The sequence below is a fragment of the Herbaspirillum rhizosphaerae genome, assembly GCF_001189965.1.
Lineage (GTDB): Bacteria > Pseudomonadota > Gammaproteobacteria > Burkholderiales > Burkholderiaceae_D > Herbaspirillum > Herbaspirillum rhizosphaerae.
On sequence record NZ_LFLU01000005.1, the window covers coordinates 65,388 to 90,621 of the forward strand.

Annotated in this window: 24 protein-coding genes; 13 read left to right on the forward strand and 11 right to left on the reverse strand. The window is 59.5% G+C overall.

All coding sequences use genetic code 11. The features are described 5' to 3' along the window. Positions 1 to 95 precede the first annotated feature (95 nt). Entirely contained in the window at positions 96 to 443 is a 348-nt protein-coding gene (locus AKL25_RS09260) for a DMT family protein (protein ID WP_050477364.1), read from the reverse strand. Between the two features lie 318 nt (positions 444 to 761). Here AKL25_RS09260 and AKL25_RS09265 point away from each other — a divergent pair, with 318 nt between their 5' ends. From AKL25_RS09265 to AKL25_RS09315, 11 genes are all read left to right on the forward strand, one after another. Then, a complete protein-coding gene (locus AKL25_RS09265) occupies positions 762 to 1,826 on the forward strand; it encodes a chemotaxis protein (RefSeq protein ID WP_240475691.1) in 1,065 nt (354 codons plus the stop codon). Between the two features lie 107 nt (positions 1,827 to 1,933). Next, positions 1,934 to 2,305: a response regulator gene (locus AKL25_RS09270; protein ID WP_050477365.1), complete on the forward strand. Its 372-nt coding sequence runs from the start codon at positions 1,934 to 1,936 to the stop codon at positions 2,303 to 2,305. A gap of 11 nt (positions 2,306 to 2,316) precedes the next feature. Then, positions 2,317 to 2,640: an STAS domain-containing protein gene (locus tag AKL25_RS09275; protein WP_050477366.1), complete on the forward strand. Its 324-nt coding sequence runs from the start codon at positions 2,317 to 2,319 to the stop codon at positions 2,638 to 2,640. Further along, positions 2,637 to 4,928 carry a chemotaxis protein CheA gene (locus AKL25_RS09280; RefSeq protein WP_050477367.1) on the forward strand — a complete coding sequence of 764 codons (2,292 nt, stop codon included), beginning with the start codon at positions 2,637 to 2,639 and terminating at the stop codon, positions 4,926 to 4,928. The genes AKL25_RS09275 and AKL25_RS09280 overlap by 4 nt, the downstream gene beginning before the upstream one ends. An 81-nt stretch (positions 4,929 to 5,009) precedes the next feature. Beyond that, positions 5,010 to 6,806: a methyl-accepting chemotaxis protein gene (locus AKL25_RS09285; RefSeq protein WP_050477368.1), complete on the forward strand. Its 1,797-nt coding sequence runs from the start codon at positions 5,010 to 5,012 to the stop codon at positions 6,804 to 6,806. 40 nt (positions 6,807 to 6,846) lie between these two features. Further along, on the forward strand, positions 6,847 to 8,457 hold the full coding sequence (locus AKL25_RS09290) for a methyl-accepting chemotaxis protein (protein ID WP_050477369.1): 1,611 nt from the start codon (positions 6,847 to 6,849) through the stop codon (positions 8,455 to 8,457). 11 nt (positions 8,458 to 8,468) lie between these two features. After that, positions 8,469 to 9,026: a chemotaxis protein CheW gene (locus AKL25_RS09295; protein WP_050477370.1), complete on the forward strand. Its 558-nt coding sequence runs from the start codon at positions 8,469 to 8,471 to the stop codon at positions 9,024 to 9,026. Between the two features lie 86 nt (positions 9,027 to 9,112). Then, positions 9,113 to 9,943, forward strand: a complete 831-nt coding sequence (locus tag AKL25_RS09300) for a CheR family methyltransferase (RefSeq protein WP_050477371.1) — start codon at positions 9,113 to 9,115, stop codon at positions 9,941 to 9,943. Next, positions 9,940 to 10,506 (forward strand): chemotaxis protein CheD, encoded by a 567-nt coding sequence (locus tag AKL25_RS09305; protein WP_050477372.1) that lies wholly within the window; start codon positions 9,940 to 9,942, stop codon positions 10,504 to 10,506. The genes AKL25_RS09300 and AKL25_RS09305 overlap by 4 nt, the downstream gene beginning before the upstream one ends. After that, a complete protein-coding gene (locus tag AKL25_RS09310) occupies positions 10,503 to 11,663 on the forward strand; it encodes a protein-glutamate methylesterase/protein-glutamine glutaminase (RefSeq protein WP_050477373.1) in 1,161 nt (386 codons plus the stop codon). Before AKL25_RS09305 ends, AKL25_RS09310 begins: the two co-directional genes overlap by 4 nt. After that, a complete protein-coding gene (locus tag AKL25_RS09315; RefSeq protein WP_050477374.1) occupies positions 11,653 to 12,924 on the forward strand; it encodes an EAL domain-containing response regulator in 1,272 nt (423 codons plus the stop codon). The genes AKL25_RS09310 and AKL25_RS09315 overlap by 11 nt, the downstream gene beginning before the upstream one ends. Before the next feature lie 59 nt (positions 12,925 to 12,983). On the opposite strand, the gene folK is transcribed toward AKL25_RS09315, so the two are convergent. From folK to AKL25_RS09340, 5 genes are read right to left on the reverse strand one after another with little or no spacing between them, the layout of a single operon-like run. Further along, positions 12,984 to 13,490 carry a 2-amino-4-hydroxy-6-hydroxymethyldihydropteridine diphosphokinase gene (folK, locus tag AKL25_RS09320; protein ID WP_050477375.1) on the reverse strand — a complete coding sequence of 169 codons (507 nt, stop codon included), beginning with the start codon at positions 13,488 to 13,490 and terminating at the stop codon, positions 12,984 to 12,986. Then, positions 13,487 to 14,914 (reverse strand): polynucleotide adenylyltransferase PcnB, encoded by a 1,428-nt coding sequence (gene pcnB, locus AKL25_RS09325; protein WP_050477376.1) that lies wholly within the window; start codon positions 14,912 to 14,914, stop codon positions 13,487 to 13,489. The genes folK and pcnB overlap by 4 nt, the downstream gene beginning before the upstream one ends. Before the next feature lie 21 nt (positions 14,915 to 14,935). Beyond that, complete coding sequence (locus AKL25_RS09330; RefSeq protein ID WP_050477377.1) at positions 14,936 to 15,610, reverse strand: histidinol-phosphatase; 675 nt, start codon at positions 15,608 to 15,610, stop codon at positions 14,936 to 14,938. Next, the gene (gene hda / locus AKL25_RS09335) at positions 15,607 to 16,302 is read right to left on the reverse strand and encodes a DnaA regulatory inactivator Hda (RefSeq protein ID WP_050477378.1); all 696 of its coding nucleotides are present in this window, start codon (positions 16,300 to 16,302) and stop codon (positions 15,607 to 15,609) included. Before hda ends, AKL25_RS09330 begins: the two co-directional genes overlap by 4 nt. Further along, the gene (locus AKL25_RS09340) at positions 16,299 to 17,387 is read right to left on the reverse strand and encodes an AI-2E family transporter (RefSeq protein WP_050477379.1); all 1,089 of its coding nucleotides are present in this window, start codon (positions 17,385 to 17,387) and stop codon (positions 16,299 to 16,301) included. Before AKL25_RS09340 ends, hda begins: the two co-directional genes overlap by 4 nt. Before the next feature lie 129 nt (positions 17,388 to 17,516). Between AKL25_RS09340 and purM the strand changes: the two genes are divergently transcribed. Further along, positions 17,517 to 18,560, forward strand: coding sequence for a phosphoribosylformylglycinamidine cyclo-ligase (purM, locus tag AKL25_RS09345; RefSeq protein ID WP_050477380.1), 1,044 nt, complete (start codon positions 17,517 to 17,519; stop codon positions 18,558 to 18,560). Between the two features lie 247 nt (positions 18,561 to 18,807). Here the strand turns inward: purM and AKL25_RS09350 are convergent, their stop codons facing one another. From AKL25_RS09350 to AKL25_RS09370, 5 genes are all read right to left on the reverse strand, one after another. Further along, positions 18,808 to 19,692, reverse strand: a complete 885-nt coding sequence (locus tag AKL25_RS09350) for a proteasome-type protease (RefSeq protein ID WP_050477381.1) — start codon at positions 19,690 to 19,692, stop codon at positions 18,808 to 18,810. A gap of 145 nt (positions 19,693 to 19,837) precedes the next feature. Then, the gene (locus AKL25_RS09355) at positions 19,838 to 20,842 is read right to left on the reverse strand and encodes an alpha-E domain-containing protein (protein WP_050477382.1); all 1,005 of its coding nucleotides are present in this window, start codon (positions 20,840 to 20,842) and stop codon (positions 19,838 to 19,840) included. Between the two features lie 3 nt (positions 20,843 to 20,845). Next, entirely contained in the window at positions 20,846 to 22,261 is a 1,416-nt protein-coding gene (locus AKL25_RS09360) for a circularly permuted type 2 ATP-grasp protein (protein ID WP_050477383.1), read from the reverse strand. A gap of 249 nt (positions 22,262 to 22,510) precedes the next feature. Then, a complete protein-coding gene (locus AKL25_RS09365) occupies positions 22,511 to 22,951 on the reverse strand; it encodes a cupin domain-containing protein (RefSeq protein WP_050477384.1) in 441 nt (146 codons plus the stop codon). 151 nt (positions 22,952 to 23,102) lie between these two features. Next, positions 23,103 to 23,756: a glutathione S-transferase family protein gene (locus AKL25_RS09370; protein ID WP_050477385.1), complete on the reverse strand. Its 654-nt coding sequence runs from the start codon at positions 23,754 to 23,756 to the stop codon at positions 23,103 to 23,105. 223 nt (positions 23,757 to 23,979) lie between these two features. Here AKL25_RS09370 and AKL25_RS09375 point away from each other — a divergent pair, with 223 nt between their 5' ends. Further along, positions 23,980 to 25,206: a polyhydroxyalkanoate depolymerase gene (locus AKL25_RS09375; RefSeq protein ID WP_050477386.1), complete on the forward strand. Its 1,227-nt coding sequence runs from the start codon at positions 23,980 to 23,982 to the stop codon at positions 25,204 to 25,206. The last annotated feature ends 28 nt before the right edge of the window (positions 25,207 to 25,234 follow it).

Below are 25,234 nucleotides of genomic sequence, written 5' to 3' on the forward strand. Positions count from 1 at the left end.
TTTGGCATTGCTGCTGCAAAGAAAGACAGCGAGTCCGCATTGTAGGAGATTGGCGCGGCTGTGTCAGTGCACTGCATCAATCCGTCGCGCCACGCTCAACTGCGGAAGATGAAATACACCGCGCCCACCAGGCACAACGCTGCCCACACATAGTCCAGTTTGAACGGTTGGTTCATGTAAATCATCGCAAAGGGAACGAACACCGTCAGGGTGATGGCTTCCTGCATGATCTTCAGTTGCGCCAGGCTGAACTGGGTGTAGCCGATACGGTTGGCCGGCACCTGCAGCAGATATTCGAACAGGGCGATCGACCAGCTGATCAGCGCAGCGATCCACCAGGGCTTGGAGGCCAGGCTCTTGAGATGGCCGTACCAGGCGATGGTCATGAAAATATTGGACAGCGCCAGCAAGCCGACGGTCTGAAAGGCGACAGGGATGGGCATGGGTAATCGTAAAGAAAGGTGAATATTTCCTAGGGGAAAATTTACTTTGATAAATCAAGCTGAATTCTGCCTCTATTCCCCCGACAGACCAAGAGATCTTCGCCCCAGAATAAAGGGAACAGTGAAAATGGCTGAAGTATGGGCGCAAGAGCGGCGTCGACGCCGGACAGCCTGTTGCCGTGATGCAAGCCATGGTAAAGAATAAATCGTGACGAATGTATAAAAAAGCGGCGATTTGTTGCCGTTAATGCATGTGGGCCCTTGCTGGGAGGCGGGTCTGTATCACCTGTGAAAATCCAACATTCTGATTGGGGTATCGTGAAGTCGAAACACCACGCCGTGCTGTTGATCTGGGGGATCAATACACTTTTGCTGGCGCTGCTGGCGCCGAGATGGTGGCAAGGATTGATCGCGGGCGCGCTGATCGCTGCTGCGGCCTGGACGCTGAGTACGAAGGATGCGTCCGCCGCATCTGTTTCATCTATTGCACCCACCTCCACAGCACCGAAGTCCGATGCAGCCGTGCGTGCCGTGCCGTCGGAGCTGGTGCAGGGCGTCGTGCCGGCCTGGCGCAACAATGTGCAGCTGGCGCGTTCGCAAACACAGGAAGCCATCGACCGGCTGACCCAGCGTTTCGTCGGCATCCATCGCCGCCTCGGCGGGGCAGTCAGCCTCGCGGAAGGCGGCAAGAACGGCGACGTGCTGCAAGTCATCCAAAACGCGGCGACGCAACTGGGCGGCATTGCCGAAGCGCTGGAACAGGTCCTGTCCACGCGCGATGCTTTGCTGCGCAAGCTGGAAACCCTCGGCCAGCACAATGAAGACATCCGCCAGCTGGCGCAGGAGGTCGAGCAGATCGCCGGCCGCACCGGCGTCACCGACCTGTTCTCGGACGAACAAAGCTGGACCGAGCTGGCTGCGCGTTCCGCCGACACGGGGCGGCAAATCATCGGCAAGACCAAAAGCGTGCAGCAGCAGATACAGACTGCCCTGGCCTCGGCCAATCAGCTCGACAGCGACGCCAGCCGCATGATGGATGATTCACGCATTGTCATCGATAGCGTCATCGCCGATTTCCGCCAGTCCGCACTCAAGCTGAGCGGCACCGTCGGCCAACTGGAAGAAGAAAACCGCGAAGTCGACCAGGAAGTCTGCGACATCCTCGTCAATTTGCAATTCCAGGACCGCATCAGCCAGATCCTCGATCACGTGCAGCTCGACATGAGCAAGCTGGTGGGCCTGGTGGAACAGGCGCAGCCTCTGCCCGATCGCGCCGCCTGGCTGGCCGATCTGGAAAAAACCTATACCACGCAAGAGCAGCGCCAGATACACGCGGGCCAACAGGCCGACAAGTCGATGCAATCGCAAGTTGATTTCTTCTGAAGAGGGGACGTGCATGCAAGAACGGATGTTAACGATCGCAATCCGCAGCACCGGCGACAGCAATCGCAGCTGTACGCCAGTCTTGTCTTTCTGTGGAGAACGCTGAAATGAGCCCGAAGACTATCCTGATCGTCGACGATTCGTTCAGCCTGCGCCAGACCATCAGCATGGCGCTCCAGGCCGCCGGGTATGACGTGGTCGAAGCCATCGACGGGCGCGACGCGCTCAACAAGCTCGACGGCCGCAAATACAACCTCGTCATCTCCGACGTGAACATGCCCAATCTCGACGGTCTGAGCTTCGTGCGCGAGCTCAAGCAGAATCCGAATTACAAATTCACGCCGGTGTTGATGCTGACCACCGAGAGCGCCGACTCGCGCAAGCAGGAAGGCAAGACCATCGGCGTGCGCGCGTGGGTGCACAAACCTTTCCTGCCGCCGGTGCTGCTCGAAGCAGTCGCCAAGCTGGTTTCGCCCTGAGGATCACGATCATGGCCCTGACGCAAAGCACACGCGACGGACACTTGCGACTCCTGGTGAATGGCGGCTTTACCATTTTCCAGGCGGCCGAGTACAAGCCGCAACTGCTCGGCGTGATCGATGCCGCCGACGACGTGCTGGAAATCGATCTGAGCGGCGTCGATGAAATCGACACCACCGGATTGCAATTGCTGTTGCTGATGAAACGCGAGACGGCGCTGCAGTACAAACAGCTGTTTTTCAACGGTATCAGTCCCGCCGTACAAAACGTGATCGACATGCTGCACCTGCAGGACGCCTTCGACATTCAACCGTCCATACAGGGGCTGGCATGAAAAAAGACGCCGCCCGTGACGCACTGGTGCAGGAGGCGCGGGAACTGCTCGTCGCCATGGAGGCTGCACTGCTCCAGATCGAGAGCGAAGGGCCCAGCAAGGACGCCATCAACGCCATCTTCCGCGCTGCCCATACGATCAAGGGATCGGCCGGCCTGTTTGCCTTCGACAGTATCGTCAGCTTTACCCACGTGCTGGAAAGCGTGCTCGACAAGGTGCGCAACGGCATCCTGAAACTCGACGACGCGATGATGTCGCTGTTGCTCAATTGCGGCGACTATATGGGCGACCTGGTCGATGCCATCGAACAATCGAAAGAGGCGGAAGAACCGGATCTGGCGCGCCGCTCCGAGCTCGAAGCCGCACTCAATAAACACCTGGAAGAAGTGGCTGCGGTCGAAGCCGCCAACGCTGCCAATGCAATCAATGCGCCCGTGATCGACGCCACCGGCCTGACCGAGACCGTGGCCGCCGTGACGGCCGCGGCGACTGCGCTGGCCGGGAGCGCGCAGCATGCCGGCGGAGATCCGAGCGACAGTGAGCCTGCCGTTGCCAATCCGCATTGGCATCTGTCATTGCGCTTCAGCCCGGACGTGCTGCGCGACGGCCTGGATCCGCTGTCTTTCCTGCGTTACCTGCTGACCCTGGGACGCAGCGTCTACGCCCATACCATCGAATACAACATACCGACGGCCGACGAAATGAATCCGGAGGTCTGCTATATCGGATTTGAAATCGGCTTCGACAGCAACGCCGATCGCCATGCGATTGAAAGCGTGTTCGAGTTCGTGCGCGAAGACAGCGACATCAACATTTTTGCTCCGCACTGCTCGCTGACGCACTACCGGCACTGGCTGGCGCGCACCGCCGACCGCGATCACCTGATGCGGCTGTTGTTGCAGTCGGGGGCGCTGACCGATGCCGAGTGCGAGTCGCTGAACAGCGAACCCGTCGCGGGGGCGCACGCCGTCCGAGGCGAGGTGCTTGTTTCGGCTGCGAAGACCGGCGCATTCGAGCTGGCGCCGCACGCGGTTGCGGGCGGCGCTGCGCGCCAGAGATCGGGTGACGACAAAAAAGGCCAGGAACAGAAATTCATCAAGATCGAAGTCTCCAAGCTGGATCAACTGATCGATCTGGTCGGCGAGCTGGTGATCGCCGGCGCCGGCGCCAGCCTGGTTGCCAAGCGTAAGAAGGATCAGCGCTTCGAAGAAGCGACCCAGCTCATCTCCGGTCTGGTGGAACAGATCCGCGATGCGGCGCTGACCTTGCGCATGGTGCAGATCAACGAAGTGTTCCAGCGCTTTCCGCGTGTGGTGCGCGACATCTCGCGCGAGATGGGCAAGGAAATCGAACTGATCGTCACCGGCGCCGACACCGAGCTCGACAAATCGATGGTCGAGAAGATCTCGGATCCCTTGATGCACATCGTGCGCAACGCCATGGACCACGGCATCGAAGCCGCCGATATCCGCCGCGCCATGGGCAAGCCTGAGGCAGGCGTGCTGCGCCTGAATGCGACGCACGAATCGGGCAGCGTCGTGATCGAAGTGTTCGACGACGGCCGCGGCCTCGACAAGGACCGGATTTTGCGCAAGGCGATGCAGCAGGGTTTGATTGCCGCCGACGCGAACCTGTCGGAGAAGGATATCTTCCGGCTGATTTTTGAACCGGGATTTTCCACGGCCGAGCAGGTGACGGCGTTGTCCGGACGCGGCGTCGGCATGGACGTGGTCAAGCGCAATATCGATTCCTTGCACGGCGAGGTCGATATCTTCAGCAACCCTGGCCAGGGCACCATGGTGCGTATCCGCTTGCCGCTGACCTTGGCCATCATTGCCGGTTTCCAGGTCGTGGTGGGCGGCGCGGTGTTCGTCATTCCACTCGATCTGGTGGTGGAATGCATCAATTTGTCGGCGCACCAGGTGCACGAAAACGTCGTGACCTTGCGTGGCGAGCCGCTGCCGTTCATTCCCCTGCGCGAATTGTTCGATCTTCCCTATCAGGAGTCGCCGCGCAAGAGTCTGGTGATCGTCCAGTACGGGCAGATGCGCGCGGGCTTGCTGGTCGATAACCTGCTGGGCGAATGCCAGGCAGTGATCAAGCCGCTGGGAAAACTGTTCAGCAAGGTGAAGGGCTTGAGCGGATCGACGATTCTGGGCGATGGACGCGTGGCGTTGATTCTGGACGTGCCGCATCTGATCGCGCATACGGGGCAGATGGAGCAGGCGAATATCCGGCGCTCGGAGAGCAATGCCGAATATGGTGAATATGGCGAACGAATGTCGTGAACGAAACAACAGGCATGACGGCAGGGAAATTCTCCCGGTCGGGCCGATAAGAAAGACAGTATGGGAAACAAGGGAGTTGTCATGCAGAACAAATTGACGCAACGAATGAGCATCCGACAGCTTTTTATCTGGCTGGTGATTGTGTTGGCCGTGCTGATGGGGTCTATCGTCAGCGTGACGCGCGCACTCAAGGACGCCAACTCCAACCTGGACCGGGCGCATGAGTCGCGTTATTACTCGTTCGTGCTGGCCAACGAAATGCGGCGCAGCTCGGAAGACCTGACCAAGTTCGGCCGCGCCTATGTCACCACCGGCGACCCCAACGATGAAGAGCGTTACTACATCGTGCTCGACATTCGCAACGGCAAGCGCCCGCGTCCCAAGAACTACGAGCGTTTCAATCTCGATCTTGTCACCGCCAAGCAAGTCAACAGCATGCCGTCCGACCCGGCCATGCCGCTGATCGACCTGATGAAACAGGCCGGCTTCACCGCGCAGGAACTGGCGAAGATGCAGGATGCAAAAAACAATTCCGACGCCTTGACCAAGATCGAGATCACGGCATTCAACGCCGTGAAGGGGCAGTTCGACGACGGCGCCGGCAACTTTACCGTGACGGGCGCGCCGAATCAGGCGATGGCGCAGGAACTGATGTTCGACCAGAACTACCGCAGCATGGTCGGCCGCATCATGGTGCCCATCAATGATTTCTTGCGAATGGTCGACGAGCGCACCGAAAAGCGCGTGAGCATTGCGCAGACGCGTTACTCGGAACTGGAGATGGTGATCTTCTCGCTGCTCGGCGCGTCCATGCTGCTGTTGCTGGTGTGTCTGTTCTTCACCTATCGCGTGATCCGTTCGCAACTGGGGGGCGAACCGAAGGACGCCATGATGGTGTTGCGTAAAGTCGCGGAAGGCGACCTGACCGTCAAAGTGCCGGTATCGGCGAAAGACACCGGCAGCGTTTTGCACAGCACGCAGCAGATGGTCGCCAAATGGACTGCCGTGATCGGCGACGTCAGCGGGACCGCGAGCTCGCTGGCATCGGCCTCCGAGCAAATCTCCGCCTCGTCGCAGGCGTTGAGCAAGAACGCCTCGCAGCAGGCATCCAACGTGGAAGAGACCAGCGCCTCGGTGGAAGAGATCACCGCCACCATTGCGCAGAACGCCGAGAACGCGCGCGTCACCGACGGCATCGCCAGCAAGTCCGCCAACTCGGCCGCCGAGGGCGGCGAGGTGGTGCGCGAGACCGTGCTGGCGATGAAGCAGATTGCCGGCAAGATCGGCATCATCGACGACATCGCCTACCAGACCAATTTGCTGGCGCTGAACGCAGCCATCGAAGCGGCGCGCGCAGGAGAACACGGAAAGGGCTTTGCCGTGGTTGCCGCCGAAGTGCGAAAACTGGCCGAGCGCTCGCAGACAGCCGCGCAAGAAATCATCGCCGTCGCCGAGAACAGCGTGATGCTGGCGGAGAAAGCCGGCGGCTTGCTCGACCAGATGGTGCCGTCAATCCGCAGGACTGCCGATCTGGTGCAGGAAATCTCCGCTGCTTCGCGCGAGCAATCCGCCGGGCTGGAGCAAATCAACAACGCGGTGCATCAGATGGCGCAGACCACCCAAATGACGGCATCGGCGTCGGAAGAATTGTCGTCGACCTCGGAAGAAATGAGTGCGCAGGCGATGCAGTTGCAAGACCTGATCCTGTTCTTTCAGGTCGGAGAAGAAAAGCGCGCACCGGTAAAAAATACCGGCAAAGCCAGCAAGGTGGTCAATGAACCGCCAGCCATCAGCACCAAGTTCGTCAAGCCAAGCCGTATTTCCATGCTGGATGGCGGAGACGATCCGGTGGATGAATCCTCGTTCAAGCGTTTTTGATCCGATGACACAGGGGGAATGACGCGAAGGAGGTGTGGAAATGAAGTTATCCAATAAGCTTGCCGCCAGTTTTGTCTTTGCCGCGCTGTTGACGACTGCCGTCGGTACCGACGGCATCGTCAATTTATTTCGCGTCAGTGGCATGCTGCAAGAAATCTACAGCTCGAATTTGCTGACTATCGTCAATTTGAGCCAGACCAACAAGATCACATTCGATATCGCCAATTCGATGCAATCGATGGAAAAAACGGATCAACACGTCGAGCGCAAACGTATTGCCGATGCCTTGCGATTCAAGATCGACGACCTGACGCGCGCCTATGGCAGCTACAAGGCAACCACGGTATTGAGCGATCTGGAAAAGGTGCAGCAGGCGCAAGCGGACCAACTGGTGGCGGCCTACATCAAGAAAATCGAATCGCGTCGCGACTATCTGCTGCGCGATGAAGACAGCAGGGGCGACCCGGAAGCCATCAAAAAAGACCTCGATAATCTGCACGTGCAGCTGGAAGCATTGATCGACGAAAACGTGCGTCAGGCGTTCGTCAATAAACAGCGCGCCGTCGCGCTCGAAAAGCAGAATCTGGAGCAGAGCATTGTGGTCATCGTGCTTGCTTTGCTGACGGCGATCATCCTCGGCATGTATACGCGGCGCATGTTCGTGCGGCAGATCGGCGGCGATCCGAGAGAAGTCATGCGCATCTTGCACAAGATCGCCAACGGCGACCTCGATGTCAAACTGGATGTCGGGGACGTACGCAAAGGCAGCGTGCTGCATAGCGCACAGAGAATGCTGAACCGGCTGACGGAGGTCTTGGGCGACGTCAAGGCGGCTAGCGTGACATTGGCTTCGGCCGCCGGACAGTTGACCGCGGCGGCTGAGCAGTTGAGCAAGAATTCGTCGCAGCAGGCTGCCGACTCCGAGGAAGCCAGCAGCGCTATCGGCCAGATCGCCAACACGGTGGGCATCAATACCGCCAACGCCAATCGCACCAACGAAATTGCAGGGGAGTCTGCGCGCACGGCATCCGAAGGGCGCGAAGCCGTGCGCGAGACGCTCGATGCGATGCGTGAGATCGCCGCCAAGATCAGCGTGATCGACGACATTGCGTACCAGACCAACCTGCTGGCGTTGAATGCGGCCATTGAAGCGGCTCGCGCCGGCGAAAACGGCAAAGGTTTCGCCGTGGTCGCCAATGAGGTGCGCAAACTGGCCGAGCGCTCTCAGGTCGCCGCACAGGAAATCGTCGAAGTGTCCGAACGCAGCGTCGATCTTGCCGAGAAAGCCGGCAAGCTGCTGGAGAACATGCTGCCGTCGATCCAGCAGACGGCGGATCTGGTTGACGGGATTTCACTGTCCGCGCGTGATCAGAATTCCAATCTGATGCAGATCCATGGCGCCATCGGCCAGATCACCCAGGCGATACAGTTGAATGCCGTAGCTTCGGAAGAGTTGTCCGCGACCTCGGAAGAAATGAGCGACCAGGCCAACCAGTTGCGCGACATGATGCGTTACTTTTCGCTGCAGGAAGCCGGGAATGAGACCGTACAAGATGTGCCGATGCAGGCTCTGGCGGAGGGAAAATATTTGCCTCGCGTCGCAGGCGCTGCCGGGACGCATATGAAGAAATCAGTGTTGTCAGATGTTTGAGGAGTACGCGTATGCCCAGTTTATCGCTGAACGGTGAATCGTCGTTCGCCAAATCTCAGCAACAGGAAGCGGTGCTGAGCCGCCAGTTCCTGACGTTCATGCTGGGTGAAGAAATGTTCGCCATGCCTATCGATGATATCCGTGAAATCATCGAATTTTGCAGCCTGACAGAAGTGCCGTTGATGCCCAACTTCTTGCGCGGGGTGATCAACCTGCGCGGCGCGGTGGTGCCGGTCATCGATCTGTCGGTGCGTTTCGGCCGTGCGCCGACGCCGGTCGCCAAGCGCACCTGCATCGTCATCATGGAAGTCACGCAAGAAGAGCAGACCATGTTGCTGGGCGTGATGGTCGATGCCGTGCGCGCCGTGCTGACCGTGGAAAACGACAAGGTCGAGCCGCCGCTGACTTTTGGCGCCAGGCTGCGCGCAGACTTTGTCGAAGGCATGATCAATATCAAGGACCGCTTCATCGTGGTGCTGGATGTCGGCGCGGTATTGTCGGTGGACGAATTGTCGAGTCTGATGGGCATGGCTGCGATTGAAGAACTCAATACGCCGTCAGGCAGCTGAGGCTATGATGAAGACGTCATCGGTATGAATATGCCCGGAAGCAATTCCGGCGGCAGATACGGCAGGTCAATCGTGGGAGTCGGCAGATGAATTCCAGCCTCGAGTCGATGGCACTGGATGTCAGTGATCAGGAAATGCTGTTGTATCAACAGCTTTTCAAGCACTACATCGGCTTGTACCTGCCGTTCTCGAAGAAAGCATTGCTATGCAGCCGCCTCTCGCGCCGGCTGGGCGAGCTCGGGCTTGCAGATTTGCGGGAATATTACGCGCTGATTTCTGCGCCGCAGGAAGAGGAAGAGCGGCAACGCGCCATCGACCTGATCACGACCAACGAGACGTATTTCTTCCGCGAGCAAAAACACTTTGATGCCTTGCGCGACGAGATCCTGCCGGAAATGTCATCGCGGCAGGAACTCAAGATCTGGAGCGCCGCCAGTTCTTCCGGCGAAGAAGCCTATTCCATCGCCATGCTGCTCGATGATTGCCGCGGTCATCATCCATGGACCATCTTTGCCTCCGACATCAGCCTGCGCGTGCTGAGCTTTGCGCGCCGCGCCCTGTATCCGATGGTGCGCGGAGAGCATATCCCGAAACCGTATCTGTCGCGCTATTGCCTTTGCGGCACCGGCGAATATGAGGGACATTTCCTGATCGACCAGCGGATTCGCAAACGCGTCGTCTTTGAGCAACGCAACCTGCTGAACCTGCCGTCGGAAATGGATCAGAAATTCGACATCGTGTTCTTGCGCAACGTGATTATCTATTTCGATTTTCCAACCAAGGTGGATGTGATCCGGGCCGTCATTCAGAAGATCCGACCCGGCGGCTGGCTGATCGTCGGCCACTCGGAATCGCTGCACGGCATGCCGCTTGATCTGCAGATGCATGCGCCTTCGATTTACCGGAGACCGCTATGACCGAACGCGTCTTCGTCAATCTCGGGGAAGTGTATTTCGGCCAGGGCGACGTGCAGGTCGAGACCTTGCTGGGTTCGTGCGTGGCCATCACGTTCTGGCATCCGGTCCGGCATCTGGGGGGATTGTGTCATTTCCTGCTGCCGGCGCGGCGCCTGCATCGCGAAGAGAACGCGCATGCCGAGCCGGACGGGCGTTACGGCGACGAGGCGCTGGTGCGCCTGCTCAGCGAAGTGCGTAAGCACGATACGCGGGTCGCCGATTACCGGGTGAAGGTTTTCGGCGGCGGCAACGTCCTGGGTTTGCCGGCATCGAAAGTGCGAATCGGGCAGGCCAATGTCGACTTTGCGCTGGAGGCATTGCAGCGGCAGCAGATACCGATCACGGCGCAGGACATCGCCGGCGACGGCTATCGTTATCTGCGTTTCGATATGAATAACGGCGACGTCTGGGTGCGGCGCGGACACGGCGTCATGCACGATATGGAAAAGGTCCCGGCAGGACGAATCGGCGCACCTGTGCCGACGCCGGCCGCCGATGTGTTGCTGGAGAGGGGGCGGGAATGACGATCAAGGTCATGATTGTCGATGATTCGTCGGTGGTCCGTCAGGTGATCCAGGATCTGATTGCGCCGTGCCACGATATTGCCGTGATCTCCACGGCGCCGGATCCGATTTTTGCCATGGCGAAGATGCGCGCCAACTGGCCCGACGTCATCATTCTGGACATCGAAATGCCGCGCATGGACGGCATCACGTTCCTGCGCCAGATCATGGCGATCAGGCCGACCCCTGTGGTGATCTGCTCATCGCTGGCCGAACGCAGCGCTACGGTCACAATGGAGGCGCTGGCAGCCGGTGCGGTCGGCATCATCACCAAACCTTCATTGGGCATCCGCGATTTTTTGCAGGACAGTTCGGAAGATCTCATTGCCGCCATTCGCGCGGCATCGCATGCACGCTTGCGTCGCACGCACGGTAGCAACAGCGCCGCAGGCACGAATGCTGCAAGTGCAACGAATGGCTCCCATACCGGCATGGAGATGGAGAGGCTGTTGCGCGCGGAGGTGTCGCCTGCAGTCAAACCGGACAGCACGCGCTTGACTGCGGACGCGATTCTGGAGCCGCCAGGTTTCCTGGACGGATTGATTCCTATTACATCGAAGATTGTGGCGATCGGCGCGTCGACCGGCGGACCGCAGGCATTGGAAAGAGTGTTGAAAGCGGTGGGAGAGGACAGTCCCGGGCTGGTGATCGTGCAGCACATGCCGGAAAAATTCACGCAGAGTTTTGCGAAACGGCTCGATTCGATCTCCGCCATCCAGGTCAAGGAAGCCGAACATCACGACCTGGTGTTGCCCGGACGCGCATTAGTTGCGCCTGGTGGTTCGCACATGATGGTCAGGCGCGATGGTGTGCAGTACTATGTAGAAGTCATCGGGGGGCCGCTGGTCAGCCGCCACAGGCCGTCGGTGGATGTGCTGTTTCGCTCCGTGGCCAAGGCCGCCGGCAAGAACGCCGTAGGCATCATCATGACCGGCATGGGCGACGACGGTGCGCATGGCATGAAGGAAATGCGCGAGTGCGGTGCAGCGACGTACGCGCAGGATGAAAATAGCTGTGTCGTGTTCGGCATGCCGAAAGAAGCGATGTTGCTGGGTGGTGTGGGCGATGTCGTTTCTCTTGAAAACATCTCTTCCGTAATTGACAGATATGGTTACTAAATTGACGCCCTTTCCAATAGAAACCTTGTTGATTGTCGATGACAGCCCGTTGCAGCGTTTGCATACGGTGGGTCTGATGCGCGACCTCGGTGTCGAGATGATCTATGAAGCCGGCGACGGGCATGAAGCGCTGGAGCTGCTGGCGTTGCTGCGTTTGCCGCCGAGCCTGGTGATTGTGGATCTGGAAATGCCGGGCATGGACGGTGTCGAATTCATCCAGCAGTTGCAGGCCAGGAATCTGCACTTCCCCTTGATCGTCGCTTCCAGCCGCGAGCGATCGCTGCTGGCGTCGGTGGAGACCATGATAGAAGCGCTCGGCATGCATGTGCTGGGCGCGCTGCAAAAGCCGTTGAATCAGGAAAAAATCCTGGGTGCACTGAATTCCTCCGGCAGCAATCTTTCCCTGCCGCAAAAAGATCCGACCCTGCCCGTCGTCACCGAGGCGGAACTGGCCGAGGCCATCCGCAATCATGAGGTGATTGCCTATTATCAGCCCAAGGTCGATATTCGCACCGGCATGCTCAAGGGCGTGGAAGCGTTGGCGCGCTGGATGCATCCGCAAGCCGGCGTGATTCCGCCGAATCACTTCATCCCGTTGGCCGAAAGCAGCGGCCTGATCCACGAACTGACCTTGTCGATGCTGGCGCAGGCCATGGCGCAGGCCGCATTGTGGAATGAGCGCGGCTTGTCGCTGAAGGTGGCGGTGAATCTGTCGCCGCTGTCGCTCGACATCCCCAGTTTCGTGCAGAAGGTGTCCGACCTGCTGGCCCAGCATGCCTTGCTGGCGGAACAGATCGTGCTGGAGATCACCGAGAGTTCGGTGGTGGCGAACCTGGGTAGTGCGCTCGGCACGCTGGCGCGTTTCCGCCTCAAGGGTTTCGGCCTGTCGATCGACGATTACGGCACCGGCTTTTCATCGATGCAGCAACTGGCGCGCATCCCTTTCACCGAACTGAAGATCGATCGCTCGTTTGTGCACGGTGCGCATGCACGCCAGAATCTGCGCGTGATTTTGCAGTCGGCGCTCGATATGGCCAAGCGGCTGGAGCTGGTGACGGTGGCGGAGGGGATCGAGACGATCGAAGACTGGCGTTTGCTGCAGGACTCGGGTTGCACGCTGGGGCAGGGTTACCTGATCGCCAAACCGATGCTGCCGAGCGAACTGCCGATCTGGCTCAAAGGCCATCATCGCCGCCTGGCCGAGCTCCGCCCGCAGCAGGATGCCGCGAACGGCGCCGAAGGCGCCGATCACGACAACTGATCGACGCTCGTGTATCGCGCAGCGTCTGCCGGCGCACCTGTATTTCTTTTGGTGATTGATCAGCCGCCGAGGCGTTGAATCGCCTGGTCCGCCACAGCTGCGCGCAAGTCCTGCGCCGCACCGACGCCGGGGATGACAACGGCGGGATCGATATCCAGCAGGGGAATCAGCACGAAGGCGCGTTGCGTCATGCGCGGATGCGGCACCGTCAATACGTCGTCGGCGATAGTCCGGTCGCCGTAGAGCAAGATATCCAGATCCAGCGTACGCGGCGCATTGCGATAGGGGCGTTCGCGTCCGTGTGCCTGTTCGATCTCTTGCAATGCCTTCAGCAAGTCATGCGGCGTCAAGGCGGTGATGAGTTGCGCTACGGCGTTGACATAGTCGTCGCCGCCGGCGTCCACCGGTGCGGTGCGGTACAAAGGGGATTGTGCAGAGAGCGTGGTGTGCGGCAATTGCGCCAGCCGGCGCAAGGCGTCTTCCACCGTCGCGCGGGCGTCGCCCAGGTTGCCGCCGATGCCGATATAGGCGGTCGTCGGCGTTGCGACGGATCCGGCCAGGATCATGCCTCGCCGTCGTTCGATGGCTTGTCGGCGCCGCCGCTCTTGCTGCGATTGCGGCCGCCGCGGCGTTTGCGTTTCTTGGCCGGACCGGCATTGGGGCTCGAGCCCGGGCCGGCGCCTGCTCCTGCGCCGGCGTTGCTGCTGCCGGCGTTTGTCGGTTTGCGCGACAGCAGGACTTCGCGTTCCGGCGCATCGCCGTCGATGAATGCGGTCCACCAGTCGCCCAGTTCCGCATCGATTTCGCCGGACGCGCAGCGCAGCAGCAGGAAGTCGTATCCGGCGCGCAGGCGCAGATGTTCCAGCAGCTTGTACGGCGCCTTGCCGGTGCGGCGTTCGAAGCGCGGCTGCATGGCCCAGATGTCGCGCATGTCGGAAGCGATCTTGCGTTGCAGTGCGAGCTTTTCGGTCTGTGCGTTGAGCACATCGTCGGCGGCCAGATGCAGCGCCGGGATCGGATATTCGCCGGCCGCCTGATAGGCGCGCCATTTTTCCAGCACCTGATGCCACAGCAGCGATGCGAACAGGAAGCCCGGCGAGACCGGCTTGCCTTGCTTGATGCGGGCGTCGGTATTGGCCAGCGCCAGGGTAACGAATTTTTCGCCGAGCGGTTGTTCCAGCACGACGTCGAGCAGCGGCAGCAAGCCGTGATGCAGGCCTTGCTTGCGCAATTGCTGCAGGCAGGCGAGGGCGTGGCCGCTCATGAGCAGCTTGAGCATTTCGTCGAACACGCGCGCTGCCGGCACGTTGTCGATCAGCGGCGCCATGACCGCGATCGGTGCGCTGCTGGCGGGATCGATATTGAATTTGAGCTTGGCGGCGAAGCGCACCACGCGCAGCATGCGCACCGGATCTTCGCGATAGCGCGCTTCCGGTTCGCCGATGATGCGCAGCGTCTTGGCGCGGATGTCGGCGATGCCGCCGTGATAATCCAGCACGCTTTGCGAGGCCGGATCGTAGTACATCGCGTTGATGGTGAAGTCGCGCCGCACGGCGTCTTCGTGCTGCTCGCCGAAGGTGTTGTCGCGCAGCACGCGGCCGTGTTCATCCTTGGGCGCCATGTCGGCCGAGGCGCCGCGGAAGGTGGTGACCTCGATCAGCTCCTGGCCGAACATCACGTGCACGATCTGGAAGCGGCGGCCGATGATGAAGGCGCGGCGGAACAGTTGCTTGACCTGCTCCGGCGTGGCGTTGGTGGCGACGTCGAAGTCCTTGGGCTTGACCGACAGCAGCAGGTCGCGCACGGCGCCGCCGACGATGAAGGCCTTGAAGCCGGCGTCCTGCAAGGTCTGCGTCACGCGGATGGCGTTGGGCGACACCAGCTGCAGGTCGATGCCATGCTGCTTCTGACTCAGGATGGTCGGCTCGGTGGAGGAGGCTGCGTCCTTCTTGTTCTTGCCGAGGATCGAGCGGATGAACTTTTTAATCATTGCGTTTCAGTTTGATTTTTATCATTGCGCGTCGAAGAGATTCAGAATCGGCCAGCCTTTGGCGATTGCATGTGCCTTGAGCTTGTCGTTGGGATTGGTGGCGACCGGATGCGTGACGCGCGAGAGCAGCGGGATGTCGTTTTGCGAGTCGCTGTAGAAATGGCTTTGTTCGTAATCGGCGATGGTCTTGCCGAGCGTCTTGAGCCAGGCTTCGGTGTGCGTCACCTTGCCTTCGGCGTAAGTCGGCGTGCCCAGCAAGCGGCCGGTGATGTTGCCCTCGGCGTCCAGTTCCGGCAGCGCGGCGATCAGGTGATGCACTTTGAACAGTTTGGCGATCGGTTCGGTGACGAAGCTGTTGGTGGCGGTGATGATGGCGACGGTGTCGCCGGCATCGAGATGTTTCTGCACTACGGCGACGGCGGCGGGCACCATGGCCGGTTTGATGACTTCTTCCATGAATTGCGCATGCCAGTCGTCGAGTTGCTTGCGCGGGAATCTGGACAGCGTGCCGAACGCGAATTCCAGATACTTCACCGGGTCCAGCGTGCCGGCCTGGTAGTGGGCATACCATTCATTGTTGGCCTTGCGGAACGCATCGGCGTCGATGGCGCCGGTGCGGGACAGGAACTCACCCCACTCGTGGTCGGAGTCGATGGGAATCAGGGTATGGTCGAGGTCAAATAAGGCGAGATTCATGGCGTTTCGTCTTCAGCTTCCTGTTGTAGTAGATCGCGCAGCAGCGGCAGGGTGATGGGACGCTTGGTTTCCAGCGAGTAGCGGTCAAGCGCGTCGAGCATGCGCGACAGGGAAGGCATGTCGCGCCGGTAGTGGGTCAGCAGATACGAGAGAATGCCGGGCGACACGGTCATGCCGCGGCCTTGCGCGGATTGCGTCAGGGCGGCGATTTTTTCGTCGTCGGTCAGGCCGTGCAACTGATAGATCAGGCCCCAGCCCAGCCGGGTGCGCAAGTCTTCGCGCACCTGCAATTGCGCCGGCGGCTGGGTGCCGGTGCTGATCAGGTAGCCGCCCAGTTCGCGGATCTGGTTGAACAGCGCAAAGGCGGCGATCTGTGCGTCCGGCGAGAGCTGTTCGCAATCGTCGAGCAGATAGCATTGCACGGCGGGCGTGTAATCGAAATCGCTGTCGAATGCGTCGGCGGCGGTGATCAGGCGGCTGGCGATATTGGCATGCGCCAGCGAATGCAGCAGATGCGTTTTGCCCGCGCCGTTCTCGCCCCAGAGGTAGATAAAGCGGTCGTTTAATGTCGGCTGCGCCTGCGCCGACGCGATGGCCTGCAACCGTTGCAGCAACTCTGCATTCTGGCCGGTCACAAAGGTATCGAAAGTCGGCGGCTGCTGCGCGCTCAAATCCAGCAGAAGTTGTCTCATGTCTCGCTATTGTAGAAACTGCTGCTCAGGTAATGTTGGCGCAGGTGCCGCACCATCACCGAAATGATGGCCGAGGTTGGCAGGGCGAGCAGCACGCCGACAAAACCGAATAACTGCCCGAACGCCAGCAGGGCGAAGATCACGACCAGCGGATGCAGGCCGATGCGTTCTCCTACCAGCTGCGGCGTCAGGATGAAGCTTTCCAGCACCTGGCCGATGCCATAGATGATGGCAATGGCGACCAGCCCGTACAGGCCGGTGAATTGCAAGACGGCGGCGATCAGCGCCAGCACCAGGCCGAGACCGAAGCCGACGTAAGGAATGAAGACCAGCAAGCCGGTCAGGATGCCGACCGGCAAGGCGATGTCGAAGCCGGCAATGGCCAGCGCTATTGAATAATAGGCCGCCAGGATCAACATCACCAGCAATTGTCCGCGCAGGTATTGCGCGAGCAGGTCGTCGACCTCTTCCGTCATGTGGCTGATCTTGGCGACCCAGCGGCGCGGGATCATGCCGCGCAGGCGTCCGATGAAGGGATGCCAGTCTTGCAACAAATAAAACAACACCATCGGGATGAACAGCAGATTGGCCAGCCAGGCCAGCACGGCGGTGCCGCCGATCTTGACCGAAGCCAGCACGGAGGCCCAGATTTCATCGCCGCTGGTGGCCAGCTGCTGGGTCATGATCTTTTTGATGCCGGTGACGTCCAGGCGCACGTGGATGCCGTATTCGCTCAGGCGCGGCGCCACGGCGGTGTTGAGTTTGTCGAGGAAATTCGGGATCTGTTGTTGCAGCAGCGGGATTTCTTTGACCAGCACCGGCACCACCACCAGAATCAGCGCCAGCACCGCCAGCACCAGCAGCAGGATGACGATCAGCACCGCCAGTACGCGCGGCAGGCGGAAACGGCCGATGCGGCGGCCTGCCAGCCAGTCTACGCCCGGGTTGAGGGCATACGCGAGGATGGCGGCGGTGACGAAGGGAGTCAGCATTGGCCCCAGAAGTACCAGGAGGCCTATTAACGAAAGCCCTAAAATGAGCCACAACAAGCTTTGTTTTTGCTCATCCGAGAAAGAAAAAGGCATGGAAATCGGGCTTTAGGTGAATCGGTTTGATAAAATCATGGTTTACGCAGTAATTCAGCAGCCTTGCCGGCCGTTTTACTCCTCTACGCTTCAGACCTCTATTTTACCGCCTCTAGTGCCAATATCATCATGACTTCATCATCCAATGTTTCCCTTTCCTACCGCGACGCCGGTGTCGATATCGATGCAGGCGACGCTTTGGTCGAGGCAATCAAGCCTTTTGCCAAGCGTACGACCCGTGAAGGCGTGCTGGGCGGCATTGGCGGTTTCGGCGCCTTGTTCGAAATCAGCAAGAAATTCAAGGAACCGGTGCTGGTATCCGGTACCGACGGCGTCGGCACCAAGCTGAAGCTGGCTTTCATGCTCAAGCGCCATGACACGGTGGGCATCGACCTGGTCGCCATGAGCGTCAACGACATCCTGGTGCAGGGCGCCGAGCCGCTGTTCTTCCTCGACTACTTCGCCTGCGGCAAGCTGGACGTGGCCAGCGCCACCGATGTCATCAAGGGCATCGCCAAGGGCTGCGAACAAGCCGGTTGCGCGCTGATCGGCGGCGAAACCGCCGAAATGCCGAGCATGTATCCGGACGGCGAATACGATCTGGCCGGCTTCGCCGTCGGCGCGGTCGAAAAATCCAAGCTGATCGACGGCACCAAGATCATCCCGGGCGACGTCGTGCTGGGCCTGGCGTCGTCGGGCGCGCACTCCAACGGCTATTCGCTGGTGCGCAAGATCCTGGAAGTGGCCAAGCCTGACCTGAACGCCGACTTCCACGGCCGCAAGCTGGCCGACGTGCTGCTCGAACCGACCCGCATCTACGTCAAGCCGCTGCTGGCCTTGATGGAAGCGATGGAAGTGAAGGGCATGGTCCACATCACCGGCGGCGGTCTGGTCGAAAACATTCCGCGCGTGCTGCAAGACAACCTGACTGCGGTGCTGGACAGCAAAGCCTGGACCATGCCGCCGCTGTTCACCTGGCTGCAGCAGCACGGCGGCGTGGCCGACGCAGAAATGCATCGCGTCTTCAACTGCGGCATCGGCATGACCGTGATCGTGTCGAAAGAAAACGCCGACGCCGCCGAAGCGCAACTGAAGGCAGCCGGCGAGACCGTGTTCCGTATCGGCGAAATCCGCGCGCGCGCGGAAGGTGAAGCGCAGACCATCGTTGTTTAAAAACCTGTTTGGGATCTTACTGCGAGGCCATGATCCGGCGTCGGGCGGTGCTCAGAATCCTCATGTACTCAAGTACATTCCGGTTCTTGCGCTCCGGCCGCCACCGGCTGATGGCCTCTCGCTACAGATCGCAAACAGGTTTAGATATTTGCTGATATTTCGTCCGGTTGGCGCCGGGCAATAAAAAACGGCTGCAAGCAATTGCAGCCGTTTTTGTTTGGATGACGCTGAATGATTCAGGCGGCGATCAGGTCGGTTGCTGCGCCACATCCGCTTCGCCGTCGCCGGCCAGCGTTTGACGCGCCACCGGCTGGGCTTCGCGCACCAGCGCTTCCGGCGGTTGCACGCGCACCGGCTGGCTGTGGTCGATGGACGAGGAGAGCACGTTGAGCGTCGCTTCTGGCGCTGCATCCCAGACCGGATCGTCGATCGCTTCGAACACGCGCTTCAGTTGCGATCCCCAGCTGCGGCGGATCATCTGGAAGTACTGATTTTGTTCGTCGATGGTGACGAAGCGCGTCACGGCCAGGTCGTTGGTGTTGTAGACCAGCAGATCCAGCGGCAGGCCGACCGAGATATTCGACTTCAGCGTCGAATCCATGGAAATCAACGCACACTTTGCGGCCTCGTCCAGCGAGGTGTGGGGCGTGACGACGCGGTCGATGATCGGCTTGCCGTACTTGGCTTCGCCGATCTGGAAATAGGTGTTTTCGTCGTGCGACTCGATGAAATTGCCGGCCGAATACATCTGGAACAGGCGGCAGCGCTCGCCCTTGATCTGGCCGCCGAAGATGATGCTGACATTGAAGTCGATGCCGAATTTGCTCAGTTCTTCCGCATCGCGGTCATGCACGGTGCGAATGGCGTCGCCCAGGATCTGCGCGGCTTCGTACATCGAATGTGCCGTCCAGATGGTGCGGCCTTCGGCGTTGGTCTTTTCGGACACGATCTGGCGGATCGATTGCGAAATGGAAAGATTGCCGGCCGTCATCATTACCATGACGCGCTCGCCCGGATTCTCGTAGACGTTCATCTTGCGGAAGGTGCCGATATGATCGACGCCCGCATTGGTCCGTGAGTCGGATAAGAAGACCAGGCCTTCGTTCAGGCGCATGGCAACGCAATAAGTCATGATGTGAGATAAAAATGTAAAAGCCGAATTTTACAGGAAGCCCCGCCGACGCTGAGCATGGGCGGGGCCTAAATGTCGTGAGCCTGACACATTATCGGCAAATTTCTGATAATTCTTAAGTGTCGGCTTGGCAGAATAATAAAAATTATGCTGCCAAAGGAACAAGAAAGTCTTTGCTGATGCGATTTCCCAGCTCAAAGATGCGTTCCAGAAACACGGTCAGGTAATCGTGCAGGCCGGCGTCGAGAACTTCTTCGATGCGGCTGAACTTCAGATCGGCGTGCAGCTTGCCGGCGAAGCGTTCCGTGTCTGCGGAAACATCGTTGTGCACGTGCTTCAGGTTGCTCAGCACCTGATCCATGCAGGCCGCCAGCGAGCGCGGCATGTCGGCGCGCAGGATCAGCAATTCGGCAACGCGTTCCGGCGTGATGACGTCGCGATAGACCTTGCGGTAAATCTCGAAGCCGGACACCGAGCGCAGGATCGCCGCCCAGTAATAGAAGTCGATCTGATTGTCCTGGCCTTTGGCTTCCTTGGTCAGCAGGCTTTGACTCAACTGCGATTGCTGCTGGCTTTGCTTGCCGGTCGCTTCCTTGGCGCCATGGAATTTGACGTCGATGATGCGGGCCGTGTTATCGGCGCGTTCGAGGAAAGTGCCGAGGCGGATGAAGTGGAATGCTTCGTCTTTCAGCATGGTGCCGATGGTCACGCCGCGCGACAGGTGGGAGCGATGCTTGACCCACTCGAAGAAGTCGCTCGGATTTTGCTCCAGCGCGTCCGTCTTCAGGTAGCCCTGCATCTTGATCCAGGTGGCGTTCTGAATCTCCCATGCTTCGGTGGTCAGTGCGCCGCGCACGGCGCGTGCGTTTTCGCGCGCCTGCTTGAGGCAGGAAGCGATCGACGATGGATTGCTCGGATCGCGCACCATGAAGTTGATGACGTCTTTTTGCGTCAGCGTGTCGTACTTCTGGTTATAGCCGTACAGCAGCTCGGAAATGCCGAGCACGGCGCGCCAGCCTTGTTCGGCGTCGTCGATCGATTGCGGCAGCAGGGCGGTTTGTACGTGCACGTCCAGCATGCGTGCGGTGTTTTCGGCGCGTTCGGTGTAGCGCGCCATCCAGAAGAGGTGGTCAGCGGTGCGGCTCAACATGTTTTATTTCTCCAGAATCCAGGTGTCCTTGGTGCCGCCGCCTTGCGACGAATTCACCACCAGCGAGCCTTCTTTGAGCGCCACGCGCGTCAGGCCGCCCTTGACCATCGAAACGGTCTTGCCCGACAGCACGAAGGGGCGCAAGTCGAGATGGCGCGGTGCGATGCCGGATTCGACATAGGTCGGGCACACCGACAAGGCCAGCGTCGGCTGGGCGATGTAGCCGTCCGGCTTGGCGATCACGCGCTGGCGGAAATCTTCGATTTCCTGCTTGGTCGATGCGGGACCGACCAGCATGCCGTAGCCGCCGGCGCCGTGGACTTCCTTGACGACCAGCTTTTCCAGGTTGGCCAGCGTGTAGGAAAGATCTTCCTTCTTGCGGCACTGATAGGTCGGGACGTTGTTGAGGATGGGTTCTTCGGACAGGTAAAACTTGATCATGTCCGGCACGTAGGGATAAATCGATTTGTCGTCGGCCACGCCGGTGCCGATGGCATTGGTCAGCGTGACCTTGCCGGCGCGATAGGCCGACAGCAGGCCCGGCACGCCCAGCGACGAATCGGCACGGAACGCCAGCGGGTCGAGATAGTCGTCGTCGATGCGGCGATAGATCACGTCGACGCGTTTCGGACCGCGCGTGGTGCGCATGTAGACCGTATTGTCCTTGACGAACAAGTCCTGTCCTTCGACCAGTTCGACACCCATTTGCTGCGCCAGGAAAGCGTGTTCGAAATACGCCGAGTTGTACATGCCCGGCGTCATCACCACCACGGTCGGGTCGACCACGCCGACCGGCGCGACCGAGCGCAGATTGTCGAGCAGCATGTCGGGATAATGATCGACCGGCGCAATCTTGTGGCGCGTGAACAGTTCAGGGAACAGCCGCATCATCATCTTGCGGTTTTCCAGCATGTAGGACACGCCCGACGGCACGCGCAGGTTGTCTTCCAGTACGTAGAACTCGCCTTCGCCGGCGCGCACGATGTCGACGCCGGCAATGTGGGCGTAGATGTCGGAGGCGACATCCACGTCCTGCATTTCAGGACGGTATTGCGCGTTCTTCAAAATCTGCTCGGCGGGAATGACGCCCGCCTTGATGATTTTTTGACCGTGATAGATATCGTGGATGAACATGTTCAGCGCTTTGACGCGCTGCACCAGGCCGGCTTCCAGCTTGGTCCATTCCGCGGCGTGAATGATGCGCGGAATAATGTCGAAGGGGATCAGCCTTTCCGTACCTGCATCGTTGCCGTAGACCGCGAAGGTAATGCCGACGCGGCGGAAGATCAGGTCGGATTCGGCGCGTTTGCGAACAATGGTTTCAGCGGATTGTGCGGAGAGCCATGCCGCAAATTCATCATAGTGCTTGCGTACGGAAACGGCTCCATCGGAATACATCTCATCGAAAAAATTTGCCATAAATTTGCTTCGTTTTCTGGTGCTGATGCTGGGGGATTTTGGGGCTTCTGATCAAGCGAATATTATTTGTAGAATCGTATTGGCCGGCATCCTCATCGCTGGTGAACGTAGACTAAGACTATCACGCCATTTCTGCTTTTGGACAGCGAAAATTGCGCGACGTCCCGGCCCGGATTCGCACCAGCGATGGCCGTCCTGACGGGAATGGGAGTGTTGAAAATGCAGTTTCCTTTCAGCGCAAAAATTGGTTCATGCCCACGGCGTCGGAGCAGGAACGTCGCAGGGCGCAGGCATGTCGATGGTGGTGAAATCAGCCGGGCTGACGATTTCCAGGTATTCCATGTCCGGTGAATAATCGAACAGGAAGTGCACGATGCCCGGTCGCTGGTGTACGCAGTCGCCGGTCTTCACCAGCGTGACCTGATCCTCGTACATGAAGCGCGCCCAGCCCTTGAGCATGATGACGATGTGGAAGTTGGCTTCATGCCGGTGCCAGCCGGTGCCGGCCTCCGGCGCCATGTTGGCTTTGACCAGCTGGGCGATCACCTGGCCGCCGGTGGCGGCGGCAATGCCCAGGTCCCGGTACAGGAAGAAGTCGCGCAGGCCGCCCGATTCAAACGGCGTATCGCCCTCGCTGACATGGGAGAACACATTCAAGGCTGTCGGATTGGTTTCGGTTATCGTATTCATCACACTGATCCTTTCTGCGGCGTCCCGCATTTCACGCGATTGAGAATGACGTTGCTGGTGCTGTCTCCTCTTGTTCTTCCCGGCGAGGCTTTGTGTAAAAAATCAACTTCCAGCGCACACCGCCTGCCGCTGTGCAGACGGCTGCAGGTGTTTAAAACTCCACATCCAGTTCATCGATATCTTCCGGCTCTTTCTGCGCGGCTGCAATCCATTCTTTCATTTCCGGCATGGCCATGATCCGCTTGCTGTAAGCGGCGCAGATCGGTTCGAGCGCGACGTCGTAGGTGATGAAGCGGGTGATCACCGGCGCATACATGGCGTCGGCCATGGTGCGTTCACCGAACAGGTAAGGGCCGCCGTACTTGGCCAGGCATTCTTTCCAGATGGTCGTGATGCGCTGGATGTCGGCCTGCGCGCGCGACCAGACTTTGAAATTGGGGAAGTGTGCCTTGAGGTTCATCGGCAACGCCGAACGCAGGGCGCTGAAGCCGGAATGCATTTCGCCGCAGATCGCGCGGCAATGCGCGCGCGCTGCCTGGTCGGCCGGCAGCAGCTTGGCGGCGGGGCGGATTTCGTTGAGGTATTCGGCGATGGCCAGCGTATCCCAGACGAAGATGTCGCCATGTTTCAGGCTGGGAACGAGAATGGATGAGGACAGCAGCAGTATTTCGGCACGTGCATCCGGATCGTCGGGCGAGACGATGTCTTCCTGAAACGGCAGCCCGGCAAATTTGGCGAGCAGCCAGCCACGCATGGACCACGAAGAATAGTTCTTGCTGGTGATGCGCAAAGTCGTTTTAGGCATGTCAGTCCTTTATGTGTATGTGTACATCTGACTTTGGCGCGTCGATCTCCTGACGCGCAGTTTGCGTGGACGCGTCGATGTTTCCTGGTGTTGCATTGGTGGTACTTGCAAAGGGCGTGCCAGCGACTCGCATCAGAAAGCGCGCAGGCATACCGCATCGAAGGTCAGTGGCATGCATATTGCATCGATTGCAGGACTGGTGAGAACAGAGGGAATCAGTTCTATGACAAATATTTACCAGGCATATCAGCAATACGCCGACGCCACCGATCCGCTGCGGGCCTCGGCGCGCGCAGCCGCACCGTTTCTGGGGCATAGCTGGCCGGGCTTTCCGTCCAGCCTGACGCTGCGAAAAATGTCTGCCGCTTACGAAGTATTTGCCCGTACGCAACTTACGCATGTACGTCCACCCTTCGATATCGACAGCGTGGAAGACGGCGGTCGCACCGTTGCGGTGCAGGAGCAGGTCGTCGATCAGACGCCGTTCTGCACTTTGTTGCGCTTCCGCAAGGAAACCGCCGCCGAGCAGCCTGCCGTCTTGCTGGTGGCGCCGATGTCCGGCCACTTCGCCACCTTGCTGCGCGGCACTGTCAAAACTCTGTTGCGCGATCACGACGTCTACATTACCGACTGGCACAACGCCCGCGACATCTCGCTGGAGCATGGCCGTTTCGGCCTCGATGAATACGTCTCCCATCTGGTGCATTTCCTGCAAACCATCGGTCCCGGCGCGCATATCGTCGCGGTCTGCCAGCCGACCGTGGCGGCCATCACCGCGGTGGCCGTGATGGCGGAAGACAACGACGCCGCCCAGCCGCGCACCATGACGCTCATGGCCGGCCCGCTCGATACCCGCGTCAATCCGACCACAGTCAACGAACTGGCAAAGAGCAAGCCCATCGAATGGTTCGAAAAGAATCTGGTCAGCACGGTGCCGGCGCGCCATCCCGGCGGCGGCCGGCGCGTGTATCCCGGTTTCATGCAACTGGCGGCGTTCATGAACATGAACATGAATCGCCACGTCGACGCGTTCCGGAATCTGTACAACTATCTCATCGAGGGAGAGAGCGAAAAAGCCGAAGCAATCAAAGTTTTTTATGAAGAATACTTCGCCATGTCGGACCTGCCGGCGGAGTTTTATCTGGAAACGGTGCGCATCGTGTTCCAGGAGCACGCGCTGCCGCTCGGCCTGTTGCAATACAAAGGCCGTCCGGTCAATCTCAAAGCGATCCGGCGCACCGCATTATTCACGGTAGAAGGTGAAAAAGACGACATCTGCGCCGTCGGCCAGACCGTCGCTGCACAAGATATGTGCAGCAGCATTCGCCCCTATATGCGTTTGCACCATGTGCAAACAGCGGTCGGCCACTACGGCGTGTTCAACGGACGCCGCTGGGAAAATGAAATCTACCCACGCATGAGGGATTTCATTAATATGCACCACAGGTGATCAGATAGCAGATAGCTTGCAGTCGGAT